The organism is Nocardioides euryhalodurans, assembly GCF_004564375.1.
GTDB lineage: Bacteria > Actinomycetota > Actinomycetes > Propionibacteriales > Nocardioidaceae > Nocardioides > Nocardioides euryhalodurans.
The window spans coordinates 1070554-1089852 of record NZ_CP038267.1 but is presented as its reverse complement, the minus strand read 5'-3'; the positions used below and the strand labels follow the sequence as shown (position 1 = coordinate 1089852).

General features: G+C 72.0%; 8 protein-coding genes. 7 read left to right on the top strand and 1 reads right to left on the bottom strand.

Annotated features, from left to right (window positions below):
* Positions 1 to 161: 161 nt before the first annotated feature.
* Together EXE57_RS05055 and EXE57_RS05050 are read left to right on the top strand one after the other, a co-directional pair.
* The gene (locus EXE57_RS05055; RefSeq protein ID WP_135074581.1) at positions 162 to 11051 is read left to right on the top strand and encodes a putative Ig domain-containing protein; all 10890 of its coding nucleotides are present in this window, start codon (positions 162 to 164) and stop codon (positions 11049 to 11051) included.
* An 86-nt stretch (positions 11052 to 11137) separates the two neighbouring features.
* Complete coding sequence (locus EXE57_RS05050; protein WP_244246999.1) at positions 11138 to 12934, top strand: 3-hydroxyacyl-CoA dehydrogenase family protein; 1797 nt, start codon at positions 11138 to 11140, stop codon at positions 12932 to 12934.
* Positions 12935 to 12939: 5 nt separating this feature from the next.
* Here the strand turns inward: EXE57_RS05050 and EXE57_RS05045 are convergent, their stop codons facing one another.
* Entirely contained in the window at positions 12940 to 15363 is a 2424-nt protein-coding gene (locus EXE57_RS05045) for a LuxR C-terminal-related transcriptional regulator (RefSeq protein WP_135074577.1), read from the bottom strand.
* Between the two features lie 220 nt (positions 15364 to 15583).
* Between EXE57_RS05045 and EXE57_RS05040 the strand changes: the two genes are divergently transcribed.
* The 5 genes from EXE57_RS05040 to EXE57_RS05020 all read left to right on the top strand — a co-directional run bounded on the left by EXE57_RS05040 (position 15584) and on the right by EXE57_RS05020 (position 19257).
* Complete coding sequence (locus tag EXE57_RS05040) at positions 15584 to 15772, top strand: hypothetical protein (protein ID WP_135074575.1); 189 nt, start codon at positions 15584 to 15586, stop codon at positions 15770 to 15772.
* 40 nt (positions 15773 to 15812) lie between these two features.
* On the top strand, positions 15813 to 16565 hold the full coding sequence (locus EXE57_RS05035; RefSeq protein ID WP_135074573.1) for a hypothetical protein: 753 nt from the start codon (positions 15813 to 15815) through the stop codon (positions 16563 to 16565).
* Positions 16566 to 16599: 34 nt separating this feature from the next.
* Positions 16600 to 17370 carry an endo alpha-1,4 polygalactosaminidase gene (locus EXE57_RS05030; RefSeq protein WP_135074571.1) on the top strand — a complete coding sequence of 257 codons (771 nt, stop codon included), beginning with the start codon at positions 16600 to 16602 and terminating at the stop codon, positions 17368 to 17370.
* Between the two features lie 119 nt (positions 17371 to 17489).
* Entirely contained in the window at positions 17490 to 18989 is a 1500-nt protein-coding gene (locus EXE57_RS05025) for an MFS transporter (protein WP_425271701.1), read from the top strand.
* A gap of 28 nt (positions 18990 to 19017) precedes the next feature.
* Positions 19018 to 19257 carry a hypothetical protein gene (locus tag EXE57_RS05020; protein ID WP_135074569.1) on the top strand — a complete coding sequence of 80 codons (240 nt, stop codon included), beginning with the start codon at positions 19018 to 19020 and terminating at the stop codon, positions 19255 to 19257.
* Positions 19258 to 19299: the final 42 nt, after the last annotated feature.

Here is a 19299-nt window from a genome sequence, read left to right as displayed (position 1 = left end):
ACGGTAACCGGACGCCTACAAAGGTTGCCGCTGTCTACTTTCTTCAGGACGAACGTGTTCAACTCGAGCCGTTCCGATCGTGGGGGTCGGACTTTTCACGTTTGTCGGGGGATAACGTGCTTCTGCGCATTTCGCGTCTCTTCATTTCTGTTCTCGTCGGTATGGGTCTGGTCCTCGTGACCGTGCCACCGGTCCAGGCGGCCAACCAGCGGCCCGTCATCCGGGCGATCGCCGACCGCACCGTGTCGGGCCAGGACACCGTCCGCATCGCGCCCAGGGTGCGCGACGACGGACCGGCCAGGAGGCTCCGGTTCGCCGCGAGCGGCCGGCCGCTGTGGCTCAAGCTCGACCGCCGGACCGGGCTGCTGCGCGGCACCGTGCCGCCGGCCGCCATGGGGCGGAGCTTCCGCCTCGTGCTGCGGGTGAGCGACGGGCGGCGGACCGACAGCGAGGTCTTCCGGATCAGGGTCCGCCGCAACCAGGCGCCGACGCTGGGCGAGATCGCGCCGCAGACCGTCGAGGCCGGCCAGCCGTACAGCTACGCGATCGAGGGCGAGGACAGCGACGGGCCGAAGGCGCTGCGCTACTCCGTCAGCGGTCAGCCGGCCTGGCTCACGCTCGACCGCACCACCGGTGTCCTGAGCGGGACGGCCGAGGGTTCCGGCGTCCGGGAGATCACGGTCTGGGCGAGCGACGGCCGCAAGAGCTCCCCGGAGCGCGTCCTGCGCCTGACGGTCACGGAGCCCGCCGTCGACAACACCGAGCCGTTGGTCGACGACCAGACGATGACGGTGGACGAAGGCCCCGCCGGTGCCGAGGTCGGCACGCTGGTCGGTGACGACGCCGACGGCGACGAGCTCACCTGGAGCCTGTCCGGCGACGGCCACCAGGACTTCTCCGTCGACCCCGAGTCCGGGACCGTCACCTCCGAGGTGACGCTGGACCACGAAGCCCGCCGCCGCTACGACCTCACGGCCACGGCCTCCGACGGCACCACCAGCACCACCGCCGACCTGGTCGTCACGGTGTCCGACGTCGACGAGGCGCCGGTCGTGACCGCGATCGACGACCGCACCGTCACCGAGGACCAGCTGGTCGTCCCGGCCATCGCCGTCGAGGCGACCGACCCCGAGGGCGCACCGGTCGAGATCTCCGTGACCGGGCTCCCGCAGGGCCTGGCCTACGACGCCGCCACCGACACCGTCACCGGCTCCCCGAGCCTCCCGGGCACCTACGCCGTGCAGGTCTCTGCCAGCGACGGCACGCTCGTCGGCGGCACCGGCTTCGAGCTGGCCGTGGAGCCCACCAACGACGCCCCGGAGCTGGCCAACCAGGACCTGTCCGTGGCCGAGGGCACCGAGGACGAGACCGTCATCGGAACCCTTGCCGCGAGTGACGAGGAGGGCGACGAGCTCACCTTCGCCGGTGGCACGGCCGTGTTCGGCGTCTCACCGGCCGGCGAGGTGCGCGTGATCGACGGTGACGCCCTGACCGACGGCAGCGGACCCTTCTCGGTGCCGGTCTCGGTCACGGACGGCGACGCCACCACCAACGCGGTGCTGACGGTGACGGTCACCGACGTCGACAGCCCGCCCGTGGCCGAGGACGACACCTTCGAGGTCGCCGAGGACGCCCCGACCGGCACCAGCGTCGGGACCGCCACGGCCTCCGACGCCGACGGCGACACCGTCTCGTGGGCCATCACCGGCGGCAACGCCGAGGGTGCCTTCGCGATCGACGCGGCGACCGGCGAGATCACCGTCGCCGGCCTGCTCGACCACGAGGACGTCGACACCTACGCCCTCGAGGTCGAGGCCACCTCGACCACGCTGAGCGACAGCGCCACCGTGACGATCGACGTCACCGACGTCGACGAGGCGCCGTCCGTCGAACCGATCGACGACGTGACGACCGCCGAGGACGAGGCGATGGCGCCGGTCCAGGTCGTCACGAGCGACCCCGAGGGCGACGACGTCACGGTCACCGTGACCGGGCTGCCCGCGGGCGTCGACTACGCCCCCGGCCCCGGCACCATCGCGGGGACGCCCACCGACTCCGGCACGTTCGAGGTCGACGTCACCGCCGACGACGGCGCGCTGACGCGGACCGAGTCGTTCGTCCTCGAGGTGACGCCGGCCAACGACGCACCCGTGCTGGTGCCGGTCGACGACGTGACGTTGGAGGAGGGCTCTGCGCTGGAGCCGATCCAGCTGTCGGCGACCGACGCCGACGACGACGACCTGGTCTTCGAGGTCGGGACGCTGCCGACCGGGCTGTCCTTCGACGCCGAGCAGGCGCGGATCACGGGCACTCCCACGGTGGGCGGCAGCTACGTCGTCTCCGTGACGGTGCGGGACGGCAACGGCGGCACCGACGGGGACGACTTCGTCCTGACGGTCACCGACGTCAACGACGCGCCGGTCCTCGGCGCGCCTGACCCGGCCCTGGTCGAGCTCGTCCAGGACGAGCCGGTCGACGTCGACGTCACGGTGCCGGCCGTCGACGAGGAGGGTGACGCCGTCACCTTCGCCGCCACCGGGCTGCCCGAGGGGGTCACCGCCGAGGGGACGGGCACCGGGGTCAGCCTTGGAGGCGCCGCCGAGGAGACGGGCGACTTCCCGGTCACCGTCACCGCGGAGGACGCCCGGGGTGCCACCAGCACCACCACGTTCGACGTCGTCGTGACCGAGCCGCCCGCCGTGTCGTGCTCGCCGATCTCGACGCTGGAGTGCGCCGACGTGCCTGTCACGCTGCCCTACGAGCTCGACTTCGACGGCACCGAGGGTGGCCTCGACGACACCGGCTTCACCATGGTGGACCCGCCGTCCCTGCGCGGCGGCGTCGACCAGGCGCCCGCGCCCTCGACGCCGACGTACGCCGACGTGCCGGGCTTCGAGCCCGGGCAGGTGGGTGTCGCCGGCGGCGCGCTGACCATCACGGCCACCAAGGGCATCCAGTTCCGCGCCCCCGGCCAGTCACCCGCGGCCACGGCACCGAACGCGCTCCTCAACGGGCTCGGCGTGGGTGTCAGCGGGTCGACGACCGGCTACGACCTGTCGACGACCGTGGTCGCCCCGACCTTCCCGGGTCCCGACAACGGCGCCCAGCAGGGCGGCCTGTGGTTCGGCCTCGACGAGGACGACTACGTGAAGGCGGTCGTCTCCCGGGTCACCGCCACCACCAACAAGGTGCAGCTGCTCACCGAGGTGGGCGGGGTCGCGACCCCTGGCACCACGTACGAGATGAACAGCGCGCCCTTCGCGACGGGCACCGACGTCGAGCTCGAGCTGGAGGTCGTCGACGGCCCCGGCACGGGGACCACCGGCGGCACCGCGCAGCTCTACTACACCGTCGGGAGCGGCCAGCGCACCCTGCTGGCCGACGTGACCACGCCGAGCCGGACCTCGATGAGCGTCCCGCAGGCCTGGTTCGACGGGGCGGCGCTCGAGGGACAGGACGCCCAGTCGTTCGCCGGCCTCTTCGCCACCAAGCGCAACGCGCAGGCGGCCCAGCAGCAGCTGGTGACCTTCGGTGACTTCGCGGTCACCGAGCACGTCGTGCCCAACACGGCGCCCGTCGTGGTGCCTGTCGACGACCAGACGGCGACCGAGGAGGAGGCCTTCGGCCCGCTCACGGTGACCGCGACCGACGCCGACGGCGACGAGCTCACGGTCGAGTCCGACCTCGACGTGGAGGGGCTCTCCTTCACCGACGAGGGCGATGGCACCGCCACCCTCAAGGGCACGCCCGCTGCCGGCACCGCCGGCAGCTATGACGTCACCGTCTCGGCGAGCGACGGGGAGGACACCGACGAGGAGTCCTTCACGCTGACCGTCGAGGAGCCGGCGGCTCCCGAGCCGGCCTGCGCGCCGCTCACCACCGAGGGCTGCAGCACCGTCCCGGTGACCACGCCGTTCTCGCTGGACTTCGAGGCGGACCAGGGTGGCCTCGACGGCACCGGCTTCACGATGGTCGACCCGCCGTCCTCGCGCGGCAACGTCGACCAGGCGCCGGCGCCGGCCACCCCGTCCTTCCCGACCGTGCCCGGCTTCGAGCCCGGCCAGGTCGGTCTCACCGGCGGCAACCTCGTGATCGACGCGACCAAGGGCATCGCCTACCGCAAGCCCGTCGACAGCGCCGGCACCAACTCCCAGCTCAACGCGCTGGGGGTCGGGCTCGCGGGCGGCGGCGAGGGCTACGAGCTCCGCACCACCGTGGACGCCCCGACCTTCCCGAGCAGCGCTGCTGCGACCGGGACGCAGAGCCAGCAGGGCGGGCTCTGGTACGGCCTCGGCGAGGACGACTTCGTCAAGCTCGCCGTGGTCCGGACCACCAGCGGGCTCAACAAGGTCCAGCTGGTCAAGGAGGTCGGTTCGATCGCGCAGCCGGCGACGACGTACGAGCTCAACTCGTCGACCTTCGCGTCCGGCCAGGACGTCGAGCTGGTGCTGACGATCGACGCCTCCGGTGCCACGCCGGTGGTCCGTGCCGCCTACCGCGTCGCGGGCGGCCAGCTCACGACGCTCACCGACGCCGCCAACCCGGCCAGCCCGGCGCTGCCGCTGCCGGAGGCGTTCGTCGCGGGCGAGGCGCTGCCGGCGGGCGACGCCGGTCCGGTCGCCTTCGGTGGCCTGTACGCGACCAAGCGCGGGGCTGCCGCCACCGACAACATCGCCGTGCGGTTCGAGCAGTTCGCGGTGGAGTCGCTGGGCGGCCAGACCGGTCCGTTCGTGCCGGTCGACGTCCGGGTCAACTTCCAGTCCGAGACGGCTCCGGTCCCGGCCGGCTTCCTGCGTGACTTCGGCCAGGCCTACGACCAGCGCACCGCGGCCGACCAGGGCGACGGTGACCACACCTACGGCTGGGTCCGCGCCAACAGCGCCGAGGGCCTGTCGCTGGTCACCAACGGTCGCGACCGCAACCGTGCCGACATCGCCCAGGAGCTCGACACCGTGATGCACATGCAGTACGGCGACGTGCCGGACGGCAACTGCACCGCCAACGTGTGCCAGGACGGCGACTGGCAGCTCGCCGTCGAGGACGGCACGTACGACGTGACCGTCGCCGTGGGCGACCAGATGGGCGCGACGGCGTACGACTCGCAGCACGCGGTCAACGTCGAGAACCAGGTGCTGATCGAGCAGTTCCAGGGAACCGCCGCCGAGGAGTTCCGCGTCGCGACCACTCGCGTGGGTGTCGTCGACGGGGAGCTCACGGTCTCGGCCCAGGGCGGCACCAACACCAAGATCGCCTGGGTGCGGGTCCGCTCGGCGAGCGCGTCCGAGGCCGACCCGTGGCCGTTCGTCGTGGACGTCCGGCCGGGCAACCGTTCGACCGGCGCCGTGCTCGACGAGGGCATCGCGACCGACCTGCACCTGGTCGGCACCAACGCCGACCCGGGCCCGGTCGACGAGGCCACGGTCACCACCGACACGGTCAAGCTGTTCGAGGTGCTGCCGGGCGGGGCCGCGGTCGCCGTGCCGGGCAACGCCAACACCTCGGGCGGCGGTGACACGATCAACTTCCAGCAGTCGGGTCCGCTCGACGCCAACACGACCTACCGCTTCGTGGTCGACGGCGTCGAGGACGAGCTCGGCAACGAGTTCGTGCCCTTCACCTCGGTCTTCACCACCGGCACCACGAGCGGTGGCGGCGACGGCGGGGAGTTCAGCCCCGTCACGGGCGTCAACTTCGAGAAGGTCGACACCGGCAAGAACGGCAAGTACTTCGCCTCCCTGGTCGTGCACGACGGCTTCCTCTGGGCGACGACCATCGGGCAGGGCATGTTCCGCTACCCGATCAACGCCGACGGAACCCTCGGGGCGGAGCAGGCGATCAATGCCTTCGCCGGCCGCGCCGCCATCGGCCTGGTCTTCGACCGCGAGGACCCCGACGTCGCCTGGGTGACCAACGCGACCGCCAACCTCGGCAACGAGTCGGCGACCTTCGGGTCCAAGCTGACCCGGGTCGACTTCGGCAGCAGCGTGGCCAACCCGACGCTCACCGACGTGTTCGTCAACCTGCCCCGCTCGGCCAAGGACCACCTGTCCAACTCGCTGTCCTACGGACCCGGGGGAGACCTCTACTTCCTGCAGGGCTCCAACCAGGCCGCGGGCGACCCGGACGGCGCCTGGGGCAACCGGGGCGAGACGCTGCTCAGCGCGGCGCTGCTCACCTTCGACCCGGACGAGGTCTGGGCGCAGGTGCAGGCCAGCGGCGCGATCAACGTGCAGACGGTCGACAAGGGCGGGCCCTACAACCCGTTCGTGGCCAACGCCCCGCTGAAGATCTACGCCAGCGGCATCCGCAACGCCTACGACCTGGTGCACACCGCCGAGGGGCGGCTCTACGTGCCGACCAACGGAACGGCCAGCGGCGGCAACAGCCCCGGCGTCAACGCCAGCGGCGGCACGCTCACCCGGACCGGCCAGGTGCCCGGCCAGGACGTCACCGAGGTGTGCAACACCCGGCGCGTCGACGGGTCGCCCTACACGGCCCCGTCGGTGCCGGCGGTGACCAACCACTCCACGCAGCGCGACTTCCTCTTCGACGTCGAGCAGGGCGGCTACTACGGTCACCCGAACCCGAGCCGCTGCGAGTGGGTGCTCAACAACGGCGGGCTGCCCGAGGGTGCCGGCTCCAACGGCTCGCAGTACGCGCCGACCGTGCAGCCGGACCGCAACTACCGCGGCTGGGCCTACGACTTCGAGTTCAACAAGTCGCCCAACGGCGTCGTCCAGTACCGCTCGTCCACCTTCGGCGGGAAGCTGAAGGGTCGGCTGATGGTCGTCCGCTTCTCGAACTTCGACGACGTCATCACGCTGCAGCCCGGTTCGGACGGCGACATCCTCGGCGGCCAGGCCGGCAGCACCATCGGCGGCCTGTCCGGGTTCGACGACCCGCTGGACATCGTCGAGGACACCGACACCGGCAACCTGTACGTCAACTCCTACGACCAGTCGGGCGGGCAGCCCAAGCTCTACCTGCTGCGCGTCCCGTCCGGTGAGCAGGCTGCCTCCCTCGAGCCGAGCACCGAGCGACTCGTCGCCAACCAGCCCACCGGCTCCGGCGCGTTGTCGATGGGCACCGTCCGGTTCACCAATACCGGGCAGCAGGCCGCGACGGTCACCGGCGCGACGATCGGCGGCTCCGGGGCGGCGGCGTACTCCCGCACGCTCAGCCGGGCGCTGCCCGCGACGGTCCCGGCCGGTGAGTCGATCGACGTCACCGTCTCCTTCGACCCCTCGGCCGAGGGCGTCGCGCCCGGGTCGCTGACCCTGACGACGAGCACGGGCAGCGTCCCGGCCGTCCCGCTCCGCGGTCTCGGGACCGACGGCGAGGGCGGTTCGGCGGAGCCGTCGCTGCAGTACGTCTTCGACACGCTGCAGCTCGGCATCGACACCGGCGACGACAACGACGCGACGCCCGACATGCACAGCAGCACCACCGAGCGGGTCTCGCCGACCCTCGGCGACTCGCTGGACGTCGAGTCCTTCGAGCGGTTCACCGACGGGCCGGTGACGGTCGAGCCGCTGGCCGTGTTCGGGCCGGGCGCCAACAACCCCGTGACGCAGGTGTCGTGGTACGCCACCGACGCCCCGGGCTCGCCGTCGTCGCTGTTCTCCGTGGGCAACAGCCCGTCGCGCAACGCCCAGGCGCTGCTGCCGACCAGCTCCGGCACCTACCAGTTCGACCCGGGAGCGGCGAGCTTCGGCTTCGTCTCGCGCTGGCCCTTCTTCGCGAACCGGATGGTCTACAGCCAGGACTCGCTCAACACCTTCGCCGGCGCGATCGGCAACCACGTCCGCGTCTACCGGCTGGTCGAGGGCGGCTCCGTCGTCCCGCACGCCTTCGTGGTCGCCACCGAGGAGCACACCTCCGGCTGGGACTACAACGACGTGGTCTTCATCGTCCGCAACGTCTCTCCCGTCGGTGACGGCGAGGAGGAGCCGCCGCCGCCGGGCGACGCGGTGAAGGTCAACTTCCAGAGCGAGACCGCGCCGGTGCCCTCGGGCTACGTCCGTGACTTCGGCCAGGCGTACGGCGCCCGGAACGACGCCGGCCAGGGGAGCGGGCTCACCTACGGCTGGGTCAACGCGCAGACCGGGGCTGCCGAGGCCCGGGTCGGGACCGGTCGCGACCGCGACCTCAACCCCGACCAGCGCCTCGACACCCTGATGCACATGCAGTACCAGCAGCAGGGCAGCCCGAACTGCACCACCAACAGCTGCACGACCGGTGCCTGGGAGATGTCGGTGCCCGACGGCAGCTACCAGGTCACCGTCGGCGTCGGGGACCCTGCGACCAACCAGGACCCGGAGGCCCACCAGGTCCGGGCCGAGGGCGTGCCCGTGCTGGCGCAGCCGCACGTGCCCACCGGCGCTGCGGGCACGGCCGGTCACCACGCGCAGGCCAGCCAGGTCGTGAGCGTGACCGACGGCCGGATCACGATCGACCCGACCGGCGGCACCAACACCAAGATCAACTACGTCGAGGTGCTCCCGGTCGACGGGGGTGGCGGCGAGACCGTCGCGCAGGTCAACTTCCAGCCGGCGGCCGCGACCACCCCCGCCGGGTGGTCCGCCGACACGGGTGCGCTGTTCAGCACCGCGCGCGGCTACGGCTGGGTCCGGACCGAGGGCGGTGCGGCCAAGACGGCCGACACCCGCCAGCGGACCTCGGGCAGTGCCGTGGACAGCACCCTGATCCTCGTCGACGACGCCGAGGTCGCGGCCGTCAACGACGGCGAGTGGGAGCACGTGCTGCCCAACGGCACGTACACCGTGACGGCGTCGGTCGGTGACCCCGACTACGCCGACTCCACCCACGGCCTGGCCGCCGAGGGCGTCCCGCTCGTCACGGGCTTCGTGCCCTCGGGCCCGGGGGACTACGGCATCGGCTCGGCGACCGTGGAGGTCACCGACGGCCGGCTCACGGTCGCCTCGACCGGCACCAACACCAAGCTGCAGTGGCTCACCGTCGCGGCCGGCTCGGGGGTCGACGCGATCGCGCCGACCGTGTCGTTCGACGTCACCGGCGTCTCGGCTCCGGAGGGCTTCGTCAACCAGGCCACGGTCTCCGCGGAGATCAGCGACGCGGGCGGCTCGGGGATCGAGTTCGTCGACTGGACGCTCGACGGCGAGGAGATCGAGCGGCCCCAGGGCGACTCGCTCGTGGTCGACGAGATCGGCAGCCACACGGTCGAGGTGACGGCGACGGACGCCGCCGGCAACGCGACGACCGAGGAGACGACCTTCGAGGTCGTCGAGGGCTCGGTCTCCGAGATCGCCGTCACCAACCAGGACGCCCAGCGTGTGGGCGACCAGGCGATCCCGGGGATGGCCGAGGACTTCCTCGTCATGCACCACCTGAACAACGTCAACACCGGGGGGACCCACCCCAGCGCCGTCACCCACGACGTCGCGACGCTGCGGATCCGCAACACCGATCCGACCGAGGACCTCGTGGTCTCCGGACTGGAGCTCGGCGCACCGCTGAACCCGACGCAGGGGGTCCGGGCCAGCACGACCAACTTCACGTTCCCCGGCGTCGACCTGCCCCTGACGATCGCGCCGGGTGGTTCCTACGACCTGGCCGTCGACTTCGGCGGGACGGGCTCCCGCGGGATCTACGGGGCGACGCTCATCATCGAGAGCAACGGTGCCAACGACCCGGCGCTGCCGGTCCAGCTCCGGGGCTTCTGGCAGCCGCAGCCCGAGGGTGGCACCGAGCCGACGATGACGCAGATCGCGCGGACGTTCGGCTACACCACCGAGATCGGCGAGCCTCTCGAGGACGAGTTCTCGGGCCCGCTCCAGGGCGACGAGGTGCGCTCGCTGCAGTGGAGGCGGCTCGACCCGAGCCGGCCGGTCACGGCACGACAGCTGACCGCCCTGCACGGGTGCTGCGGGTCCGAGGACTCGATGGCGAGCCCGGTGGCCGGTGCGCACGACGGGGCGTGGGGCCAGTCGTTCTACCCGCGGGCCGCGCAGACCGGCAACGCGACGGCGACCGCACCGTTCCGGCAGGGCACCGCCAACCCGACGGGCAGCTTCGCCCTCACGATCGCGGGCTACACCTCCAACAAGGCGCCGACCCAGACCGACCCGGCCAACCTCGGGATCCGGGTCTGGCCGGTCGAGGTCGACGGAACGGTCGTCCCCGGCGCGTACCTCGTCGGGCAGGACTTCGTCCAGAACGGTTGCGGCGGCGGCAGCGCCAACTGCGACTACCAGGACAACGTCTACCTCGTGACCAACATCGCCCCGGTGGCGTCGCAGGACACCACCGCGCCGACGGCCTCGCCCACCGGGGTCGCCGCACAGGTCCAGGGGTCCGACGTGAGGGTGTCCTGGAACGCAGCGGACGTCGCCGACCTCGGCGGCTACGTCGTCGAGCGCCAGGCGGCCGGGGCCACCACCTGGACCACGGTCAACACGACGCCGGTGGCCGGAACCTCGCTGGTGGACACCACGGCGCCGGGAAGCACCCAGGTGAGCTACCGGGTGCTGGCCGTCGACACCTCCGGCAACCGGGGGGCCCCGTCCAGCACCGCGCAGGTGACGACGCCGGCCCGGCCGCAGTCGGCCATCCGCATCAACGCGGGTGGACCGGGGGTCTCGACAGGCGGGGTCGCGTGGGGTGCCCAGCAGTACGGCACCGGCGGCAAGACCTACACCAACAACACCGCCATCGCCGGCACGACCGACGACGTCCTCTACCAGACCGAGTACTCCACGAGCACGGGCAGCATCGCCTACGACGTGCCGGTCCAGAACGGCCGCTACACGGTCAGGCTGCACTTCGCCGAGATCTACTTCGGCGCCCCGGGTGGAGGTCCGGCCGGCAACGGCAGGCGGGTCTTCGACGTCTCGGTCGAGGGCGTGCAGCGGATCAACGACTTCGACATCTTCCGCGAGGTCGGCGCCGCGACGGCCACCGTCAGGAGCTACACCGTGGACGTGACCGACGGCAAGGTCGACGTCGACCTGGCCAGCGTCGTCAACGAGGCCAAGATCTCCGCGATCGAGGTGGTCCCGGCGGGCGCGTAGCGAGCCGTCGTACGCACGGAGCGCAGACGCGGGGAGTGACCGGACCCACACTCCCCGCGCCTCGCTGCCGTGGCAGGATGCCCGCCATGACGAGCACCCCGGCAGCGCGAGAGTTCAGCACCATCGGCGTGATCGGCCTCGGCACCATGGGGGCGGGCATCGCGGAGGTCTTCGCGCGCAACGGCTACACGGTCGTGGGTGCCGAGCAGAACGACGAGGGCGTGGCCCGCGGGCGACAGCACCTCGAGCACTCGACCGGCCGTGCGGTCAAGCGCGGCAAGATGACCGAGTCGGAGCAGGCCGAGCTGCTCGGCCGGATCACCCTGACGACCGAGATGAAGGACCTCGCCGACGCCGACCTCGTCGTCGAGGCGGTCGTGGAGTCGCTGGAGACCAAGAAGGCGATCTTCCGGGCCCTCGACGACATCGTCTCGCCCGACGCGATCCTGGCTACCAACACCTCCTCGCTCAGCGTCACCGAGATCTCGACCGCCAACGCGCGGCCGGGCCGGGTCGTGGGCGTGCACTTCTTCAACCCCGCCCCCGTCCAGAACCTCGTCGAGATCGTCCGCACCGTCGTCACCGAGCCCGCCGTGCTCGCCGAGGTCCAGGCTCTGCTCCAGCGGCTCGGCAAGAACCCCGTGGTGTGCGGCGACAAGGCCGGCTTCATCGCCAACACGCTGCTCTTCGGCTACCTCAACCACGCGGTGTCGATGTACGAGCACAAGTACGCCTCCCGCGAGGACATCGACGCCGCGATGCGGTTCGGGTGCGGCTACCCGATGGGGCCGCTGGCGCTGCTCGACCTGATCGGGCTCGACACGGCGTACGAGATCCTCGACACGATGTACAAGCAGGGCCGCGACCGGCTGCACGCCCCGGCGCCGATCCTCAAGCAGTACGTCACCGCGGGCCTGCTGGGCCGCAAGTCCGGTCGGGGCTTCTACACCTACGAGGCCCCGGACAGCCCGATCGTCGTGCCGGACGTGCACACCCCGTCCGTCGACGACGAGCCCCGGCTGCGCCACGACATCCGCACCGTCGGTGTCGTCGGCACCGGCACCATGGCCGCGGGCATCGTCGAGGTGTTCGCCAAGGGCGGCCACCAGGTGCTCTTCGTCGGCCGCAGCCAGGACAAGGTCGACGGCGTCGTCGCGACGATCACGCGCAGCTTCGACAAGCAGGTCCAGCGTGGCAAGGCCACCGAGGAGCAGAAGGCCGAGGCGCTCGCGCGGCTGACCGGGACGACCTCGCTCGACGACCTCGCCGGTGTCGACCTCGTGGTCGAGGCGATCGCTGAGGACCTCGCGGTCAAGACCACGCTCTTCGAGAACCTCGACGAGATCTGCAAGCCGGGGGCGATCCTGGCCACGACCACCTCGAGCCTGCCGATCATCGCGATGGCCGGGGCGACCAGCCGGCCGCAGGACGTGATCGGCATGCACTTCTTCAACCCGGCCGCGATCATGAAGCTCGTGGAGGTGGTCTCGACGGTCGCCACGAGCGACGAGGTCGCCGAGACGGTCCGGGCGCTGTGCGCCAGCGTCGGCAAGGTGGCCGTCTCGTGCGGGGACCGCGCCGGGTTCATCGTCAACGCGCTGCTCTTCCCCTACCTCAACGACGCGGTGAAGATGCTGGAGGCTCACTACGCCACCGCAGACGACATCGACGTGGCGATGAAGCAGGGCTGCGCGCTGCCGATGGGGCCCTTCGAGCTCCTCGACGTGGTGGGCAACGACGTCTCGCTGGCCATCCAGCGCGAGCTCTACCTCGAGTTCCGTGAGCCCGGCTTCCACCCGGCGCCGCTGCTCGAGCACCTGGTCACCGCCGGCTACCTCGGCCGCAAGACCGGCAAGGGCTTCCGCGACTACAGCCGGGTGTAGAGCTCCTAGCGCAGATCCACGACCATCGCGGCCAGCCGGCTGCGGGAGTTGATGCCGAGCTTGCGGTAGATGTGGGAGAGGTGCGCGTCGACGGTGCGCGGCGACACGAAGAGCTCCTCGGCGATCTGGCGGCTGGTCAGGCCGTCGGTCACCCGCTCCGCGACCTGGCGCTCGGCCGAGGTCAGGGCGTCGAAGGCCGTGGGCGGCTCGGTGCGGGTGCCGGTGAAGACCGCCGCCACGGCCTGTCGCCCTGCGACCGTCAGGTCACCGTCGACGACCCAGTCCGCCGGCGCGGTCCGCGCCGGTTCCACGGCGTACTGCGCGGCGAAGCCCCAGCTCACGGCGCGGCGGGGCGACCGCAGCGCCGCGGCCGCCGCCGCGATCTGACGCGCCTCCCGCCTCCCGTGGCGGTGCGCGACTGAGGCGAGCCCGTCGAGGGCGTCGGCCGCGCGCAGCGGCATCGGCATCGCGGCGGCGTCCTGCAGCGCGTTGAGGAACGTGGTCGCTGCCTGGTCCTCGTCGTCGTCGGCCAGCAGCGCCCGACCCAGGAGCAGCCGGGCCTCGACGGCGTCGCGGCCGAGCCGGGCGCTGTCGGCGAGGGCCACCACGTCGGCGGCCAGGCCCGCGGCCTTGCGCACGTCACCGGCCGTGAAGAGGTCGCGCGCGTCCTGGGCGAGCACCGGCAGCCGTACGGCCCAGGGAAGGGACTCGCGCTGCACGTCGGTGGCCTGCCAGCCCGGGTCGAGGGCCCGCAGCAGGGTCTCGGCCAGCAGGCCCACCCGGTCCTCGGCGAGTGCCCTGGCCTCGCGCACCACGGCGCGGGCGCCGGCCGCTGCCTCCGCGAGGCGACCCTGTTCGAGGGCCACGCGGGCCAGGAGGGTCCGGGCCGACAGGTTGATCCAACGCTCGTCGTTGGCGTCGCTGCCCGGGACGGCGTCCGTCGCGGCCCGGGTCGCCTCGGCGAGCCGGCCGCTGGAGACGAAGACGTCGGCCAGGGTGCGGGTGGCCTGGCGGACGATGGACCCGTCGGGCTCGAGCTCCAGCGCGCGACGCGCCTCCTGCTCGGCCCGGGTGAGGTCACCGGCGTCGAGGTGCATCTCGGCCCGGATCGAGGCGTTCTTGGCGAGCTGCTCCTGGGGGCGGCTGGCGGCCGAGGCGTGCTCGTCGGCCCGGTCGAGCAGCCACAGGCCCTCGTAGGTCCCCCGCACCTCCGAGGCCGCGATCCCGGCCCTGCGGGCGACCTGGGCGCCGATCGCCGCCGGCCCGTCGCCGCTGGTCAGGACCGACTCGAGGATCTCGACGGCGTCGCGGGCTCGCATGGAGGTGTAGAGCGAGGAGAAGATGCGGTTGGCCAGCGAGTAGCCGAGGTCGCGGGTGGCGGCGTCCTCGCAGGCGGTCAGCACGGCGTGGCGCATCGCCGGGAGGTCGACCAGCCACGGCTCGTCGGCGGCGCCGTAGTTCTCGTGGTCGGGTGCGACGCGGTCCGCCCAGGCGAGCAGCCCCTGCCGGACGCTCGCGAGGTCGTCGTCTCCCCCGGGGAGCGTGCGTGCGTGGGCGCGGATCGGCGAGAGCATGTCGAAGCGGCCGTCCCGCAGCACCTCGACCAGGCTGCGACCCACGAGCGCCATGGCGAGCCGGCGCGCCTCGGCGGGGCTGGCACCGACCACGGCCGCCATCGCGTCGATGCCGACGGGGCAGGGGACGTGGGCCAGCCGCCGGAAGCAGCGCTGCTGGTCGGGACGGAGCAGGTCGTACGACGCGCCGACCGCCTCGGCCAGGGATCCCGCCGGGGCCGCGTTGGCGAGCCCGAGGAGCGCCGCCTGCACGGCCGACTGCTCCACGAGCAGCGGCAGGCCGCCGGTCGCCACCAGCAGCCGGCGTACGTCCCGTTCGTGCACGGACAGGTCCACGGGATGGCCCCCAGCGGCCTCGAGCCGCGTCAGGAACAGCTCCACGACCGGCCCGCTCAGGGCGCCCCTGGCCGAGGGGACCGGCAGCGGTCCGACGCGCACGACGCGCTCGGCCGCGTGCCCGGCCATCGCCAGGGACGTGATCACGACCCGAGCCTCGGTGGTGGCCTCCAGCAGCGCGGGCAGCAGGGCGGCCGCTCCTGTGGCGTCGTAGTCGAGCCCGTCGAGCACCAGGGTGGTGGACGCGCCGTCGAGCGCGCGCGTGAGTGAGCCCTCGTGGCTGTCTCCGGGCGCAGGATGGACCCGGAGCGCGTCGAGGCAGGCGGTCAGCACGTCGTCCACCGCGCGCAGCCGGCGGGCGTCGACCCAGGTGGCGCCGTCCTCGCGCTCCACGGCGTGCTGCGCGAGGAGGGACTTCCCGCACCCCGGCGGACCGACGACCGTGACCCAGCGGGACCGGGTGAGGGCAGCCCAGATCTGCTCCAGGACCTCGTCCCGCCCGAGGCACGGTTTCAGCACACGTCAATCTAACGGAACAGAGGGGTGAAATAGGTAGACCTACGGATGCGCGACCACCCCGCGGTCGGGGAGGCTCTACCCCAGGACACGGACCGGCTGGACTCATCGGGGGAGGGCCCAGCCGGTCCTATCCATGTCCGGGGCAGGATCGTCCGCGATTTCGCACGGCGCTCACATCGCCGCAACGCAGCCGAAACCGTGGCCACGCAGGATCTCTGCCATGGAGGATGCACTGCACCAGATGACCGAGCCGTACGACGCCGTCCGGGCCGCGCGCGAGGGCCGCAACCTCGCGCTGCAGAGCCGGCGCACGATGGGACTCAACGACCTGCTGACCCGCCGCCCCGAGCTGCGTGGTGTGAGCACCTGGTCGGAGGAGATCGCCGAGTCCGTGCTCTGGTCGGCCTGACCCGGACCCCTCCCGTGGGGCGGCGACGTATTCTCGTCGCATGGCGGAACTGCTGGGACTGCTGGTCCTCGTCGCACTCATCGTCGGCGTGGTGACCATCACCGGACGCACGCGCAGGGCCAAGGAGCTCGCGCGCAAGGAGTCCGAGCTCGAACCGGTGCGCAAGCTGGTCTTCGAGGACATCACCGCCCTCGGCGAACAGCTGCAGGAGCTCGACCTCGAGCTCGCCGGCCACGAGCTCGACGCCGGGATGAACGCTGACTACCAGCGGGCGCTCGACGCCTACGAGGCAGCGAAGACCGCCGGCGACCGGATCAGTGAGCCGGACCACGTCAAGCACGTGACCGAGATCCTCGAGGACGGTCGCTACGCGATCGCCTGCGTCCAGGCGAGGGTGGCGGGCGAGCCGCTGCCGACCCGCCGCCCGCCGTGCTTCTTCGACCCGCGCCACGGCCTGTCCGTGGCCGACGTCCCCTACGTCCCGCCCGGCGGAACCCAGCGCGACGTGCCGGCGTGCGCCCTCGACGCCGAGCGGGTGCGCGCCGGTGCCGAGCCGGACGTGCGCCAGGTGATGGTCGGCTCGCGCCGGGTGCCCTACTACCAGGGCGGCCGTGCCTACCAGCCGTACGCCATGGGCTACTTCGGTGCCTTCGGCCCGATGGAGTGGATGTTCATGGGCATGCTCTTCAGCGGCGGCTTCGACGCCCTGGGTGGTCTCGCGGAGGGGCTCGGCGAGGGCATCGGCGAGATCGGCGGCGGCATCGGCGACATGTTCGACGGTTTCGACTTCTGACCCACGACGTCGCCTCGTGCGGCACCATCGCCCCATGCGCGCCCTGGTCCTGCTGCTGCTCCTGCCTGTCCTGGTGGCGACCCCTGCGGTGGCGGGGACGACCGAGCCGGTCCCGCCGCCCGCCGGCGTGCCGTGGGACTACCAGATCGGCGGCGTGCGCGCGGTGCCGGACGAGGTCGGGATCGTCGTCCGCGACCGCCGGGCGGAGCCCGTCCCGGACCGCTACAACGTCTGCTACGTCAACGGTTTCCAGACCCAGCCCGACGAGCGCCGCTTCTGGCGCGGACACTGGCGGCTGGTGCTGAAGAAGCACGGTGAGCCGGTCGTCGACGGCGCGTGGGGGGAGTGGCTGCTCGACATCGGCAGCCCGGCGAAGCGTCGGGCCCTGGCCCGCATCGTGGGGCGGTGGACCGACCGGTGCGCCGCGGACGGCTACGACGCCGTCGAGCTCGACAACCTCGACTCGTTCTCCCGCAGCCGCGGCCTGCTCACCCGCGGGGACACCCGCCGCTTCGCGTCGCGACTGGTCGAGCGCGCCCACGACGCCGGGCTTGCGGTGGCGCAGAAGAACCGCGCGCAGTGGAACGGCACCGCGGTCGGCTTCGACTTCGCGGTCGCCGAGCAGTGCGGCCGCTACCGCGAGTGCGGCGACTACGTGGCGACGTACGGCGGCCTGGTCCTGGCCGTCGAGTACGGCCGGCGCCCGTTCCGTCTGGCCTGCCGCGGTTGGGGCGACCGGATCAGCGTGGTTCGGCGCGACCTGGCCGTCTCCGACGACGGAATCCGTCGTTGGTGCGCCTCCTGACCGTGGGACCGGTTCACCACAAGGGGTGAAGCGGGCAGCCGCCGACTTCCCTAACGTCGGGGGTTGCCCGAACACCCGCCGGCGAAGACATCGCCCCGGCCCGGGCTGGAGGAGGACTCGTGGCCTCAGGCGTTGAGACCGGCCGGATCACCACCGACATCCCGGCCAGGATGGACCGGCTTCCCTGGTCCCGCTGGCACTGGATGGTGGTGGTCGGCCTCGGGACGGTGTGGATCCTCGACGGCCTCGAGGTCACCATCGTGGGCTCGATGTCGGCAGCCCTGCAGCCGGAGGACACCGGCCTGGGGCTGAGCAGCTTCGACGTCGGCCTCGCCGGCGCCGTCTACGTCGCCGGAGCCTGCATCGGCGCGCTGTTCTTCGGCCAGCTCACCGACCGCTTCGGCCGCAAGAAGCTCTTCCTCATCACCTTGGGCGTCTACACGGTGGCCACCGTGCTGACGGCGTTCTCGATGAACCCCACGTGGTACTTCGCCTGCCGCTTCCTGACCGGCGCCGGCATCGGCGGCGAGTACGCCGCCATCAACTCCGCCATCGACGAGCTGATCCCGAAGAAGTACCGCGGTCGCGTCGACGTCGCCATCAACGGCTCGTTCTGGGTCGGTGCCGCAGGCGGTGCCCTGCTCACGATCCCGCTGCTCGACCCGACCGTGATCGACCAGGCGTGGGGCTGGCGGCTGGCGTTCGGGCTGGGCGCCGTGCTCGCGATCGGCATCCTCGTCGTCCGGCGGCACGTGCCCGAGTCGCCGCGCTGGCTCTTCATCCACGGCCGCGAGGACGAGGGCGAGCAGATCGTCCGCGACATCGAGGGTCAGGTGTCGGAGGACACCGGCGCCCCGCTGCACGACGTGGACGAGACGATCACGATCCGGCAGCGCAAGACGATCAGCCTCGCCCTGATCGCCCGGACGGTGTTCACCCAGTACCCGAAGCGCACGGTGCTGTGCCTGTCCCTCTTCATCGGCCAGGCGTTCCTCTACAACGCATTCTTCTTCACCTACGGCGACACCCTCGGCGAGTTCATGGGGGTCACCCAGGTCGGCTACTACATCGCTGTGTTCGCGCTCAGCAACTTCGTCGGCGCGCTGGTCCTCGGGCCGCTCTTCGACACCATCGGCCGGGTGCGGATGCTGACGGGGACCTACGTCATCTCCGGCGTCCTGCTCGCGATCACCGGGCTGACCCTGGACTCCTACACCGCCGTGACGCTGACCCTGATGGGCTGCATCATCTTCTTCTTCGCCTCTGCCGGGGCCAGCGCCGCCTACCTCACGGCCAGCGAGGTCTTCCCGATGGAGACGCGGGCCCTGTGCATCGCCTTCTTCTACGCGATCGGCACCGCGGCCGGCGGCATCGCCGGCCCGCTGTTGTTCGGCAAGCTCATCGAGGACGCGACCACCGGTGGCGAGGGAATCTCCGCGATCGCCCTCGGCTACTACATCGGGGCGGCGCTGATGGTGGCAGGCGGGCTCGTCGCCGCGTTCCTCGGCGTCAAGGCCGAGGGCCGGTCGCTGGAGAGCATCGCGCAGCCGCTGACCGCGGAGGACGACGCTCCGCCCGCTGCGGGCGAGGACGACCGGTCCGCGCAGCCCGTGCACTGACCCCCGAGCCGAGCAGAGAGGAGTCCCCATGCCCATGCCGCCGCCGAAGGCCTCCACCGAGGGGCCACGCGACCGACAGGTCTTCCACGAGATGGGGCAGATCGTCCGGGCGCTCGAGGCCAGGGGTCCGCAGCCCGTGGACGAGCTGCGCAGCCTGGTCGGTGCCGACTTCTGGGAGGGTGACCGGTTCGAGAGCGCCCTCGCCTTCGCCATCGCGGACGGCCTCGTGCACCGCGGTCCGGGCGGTGTGATCAGCCCCTCCGGCTAGCCGGGCCCTCACCCGTACCGGGCGAGGCGGCAGCTGCCTTCC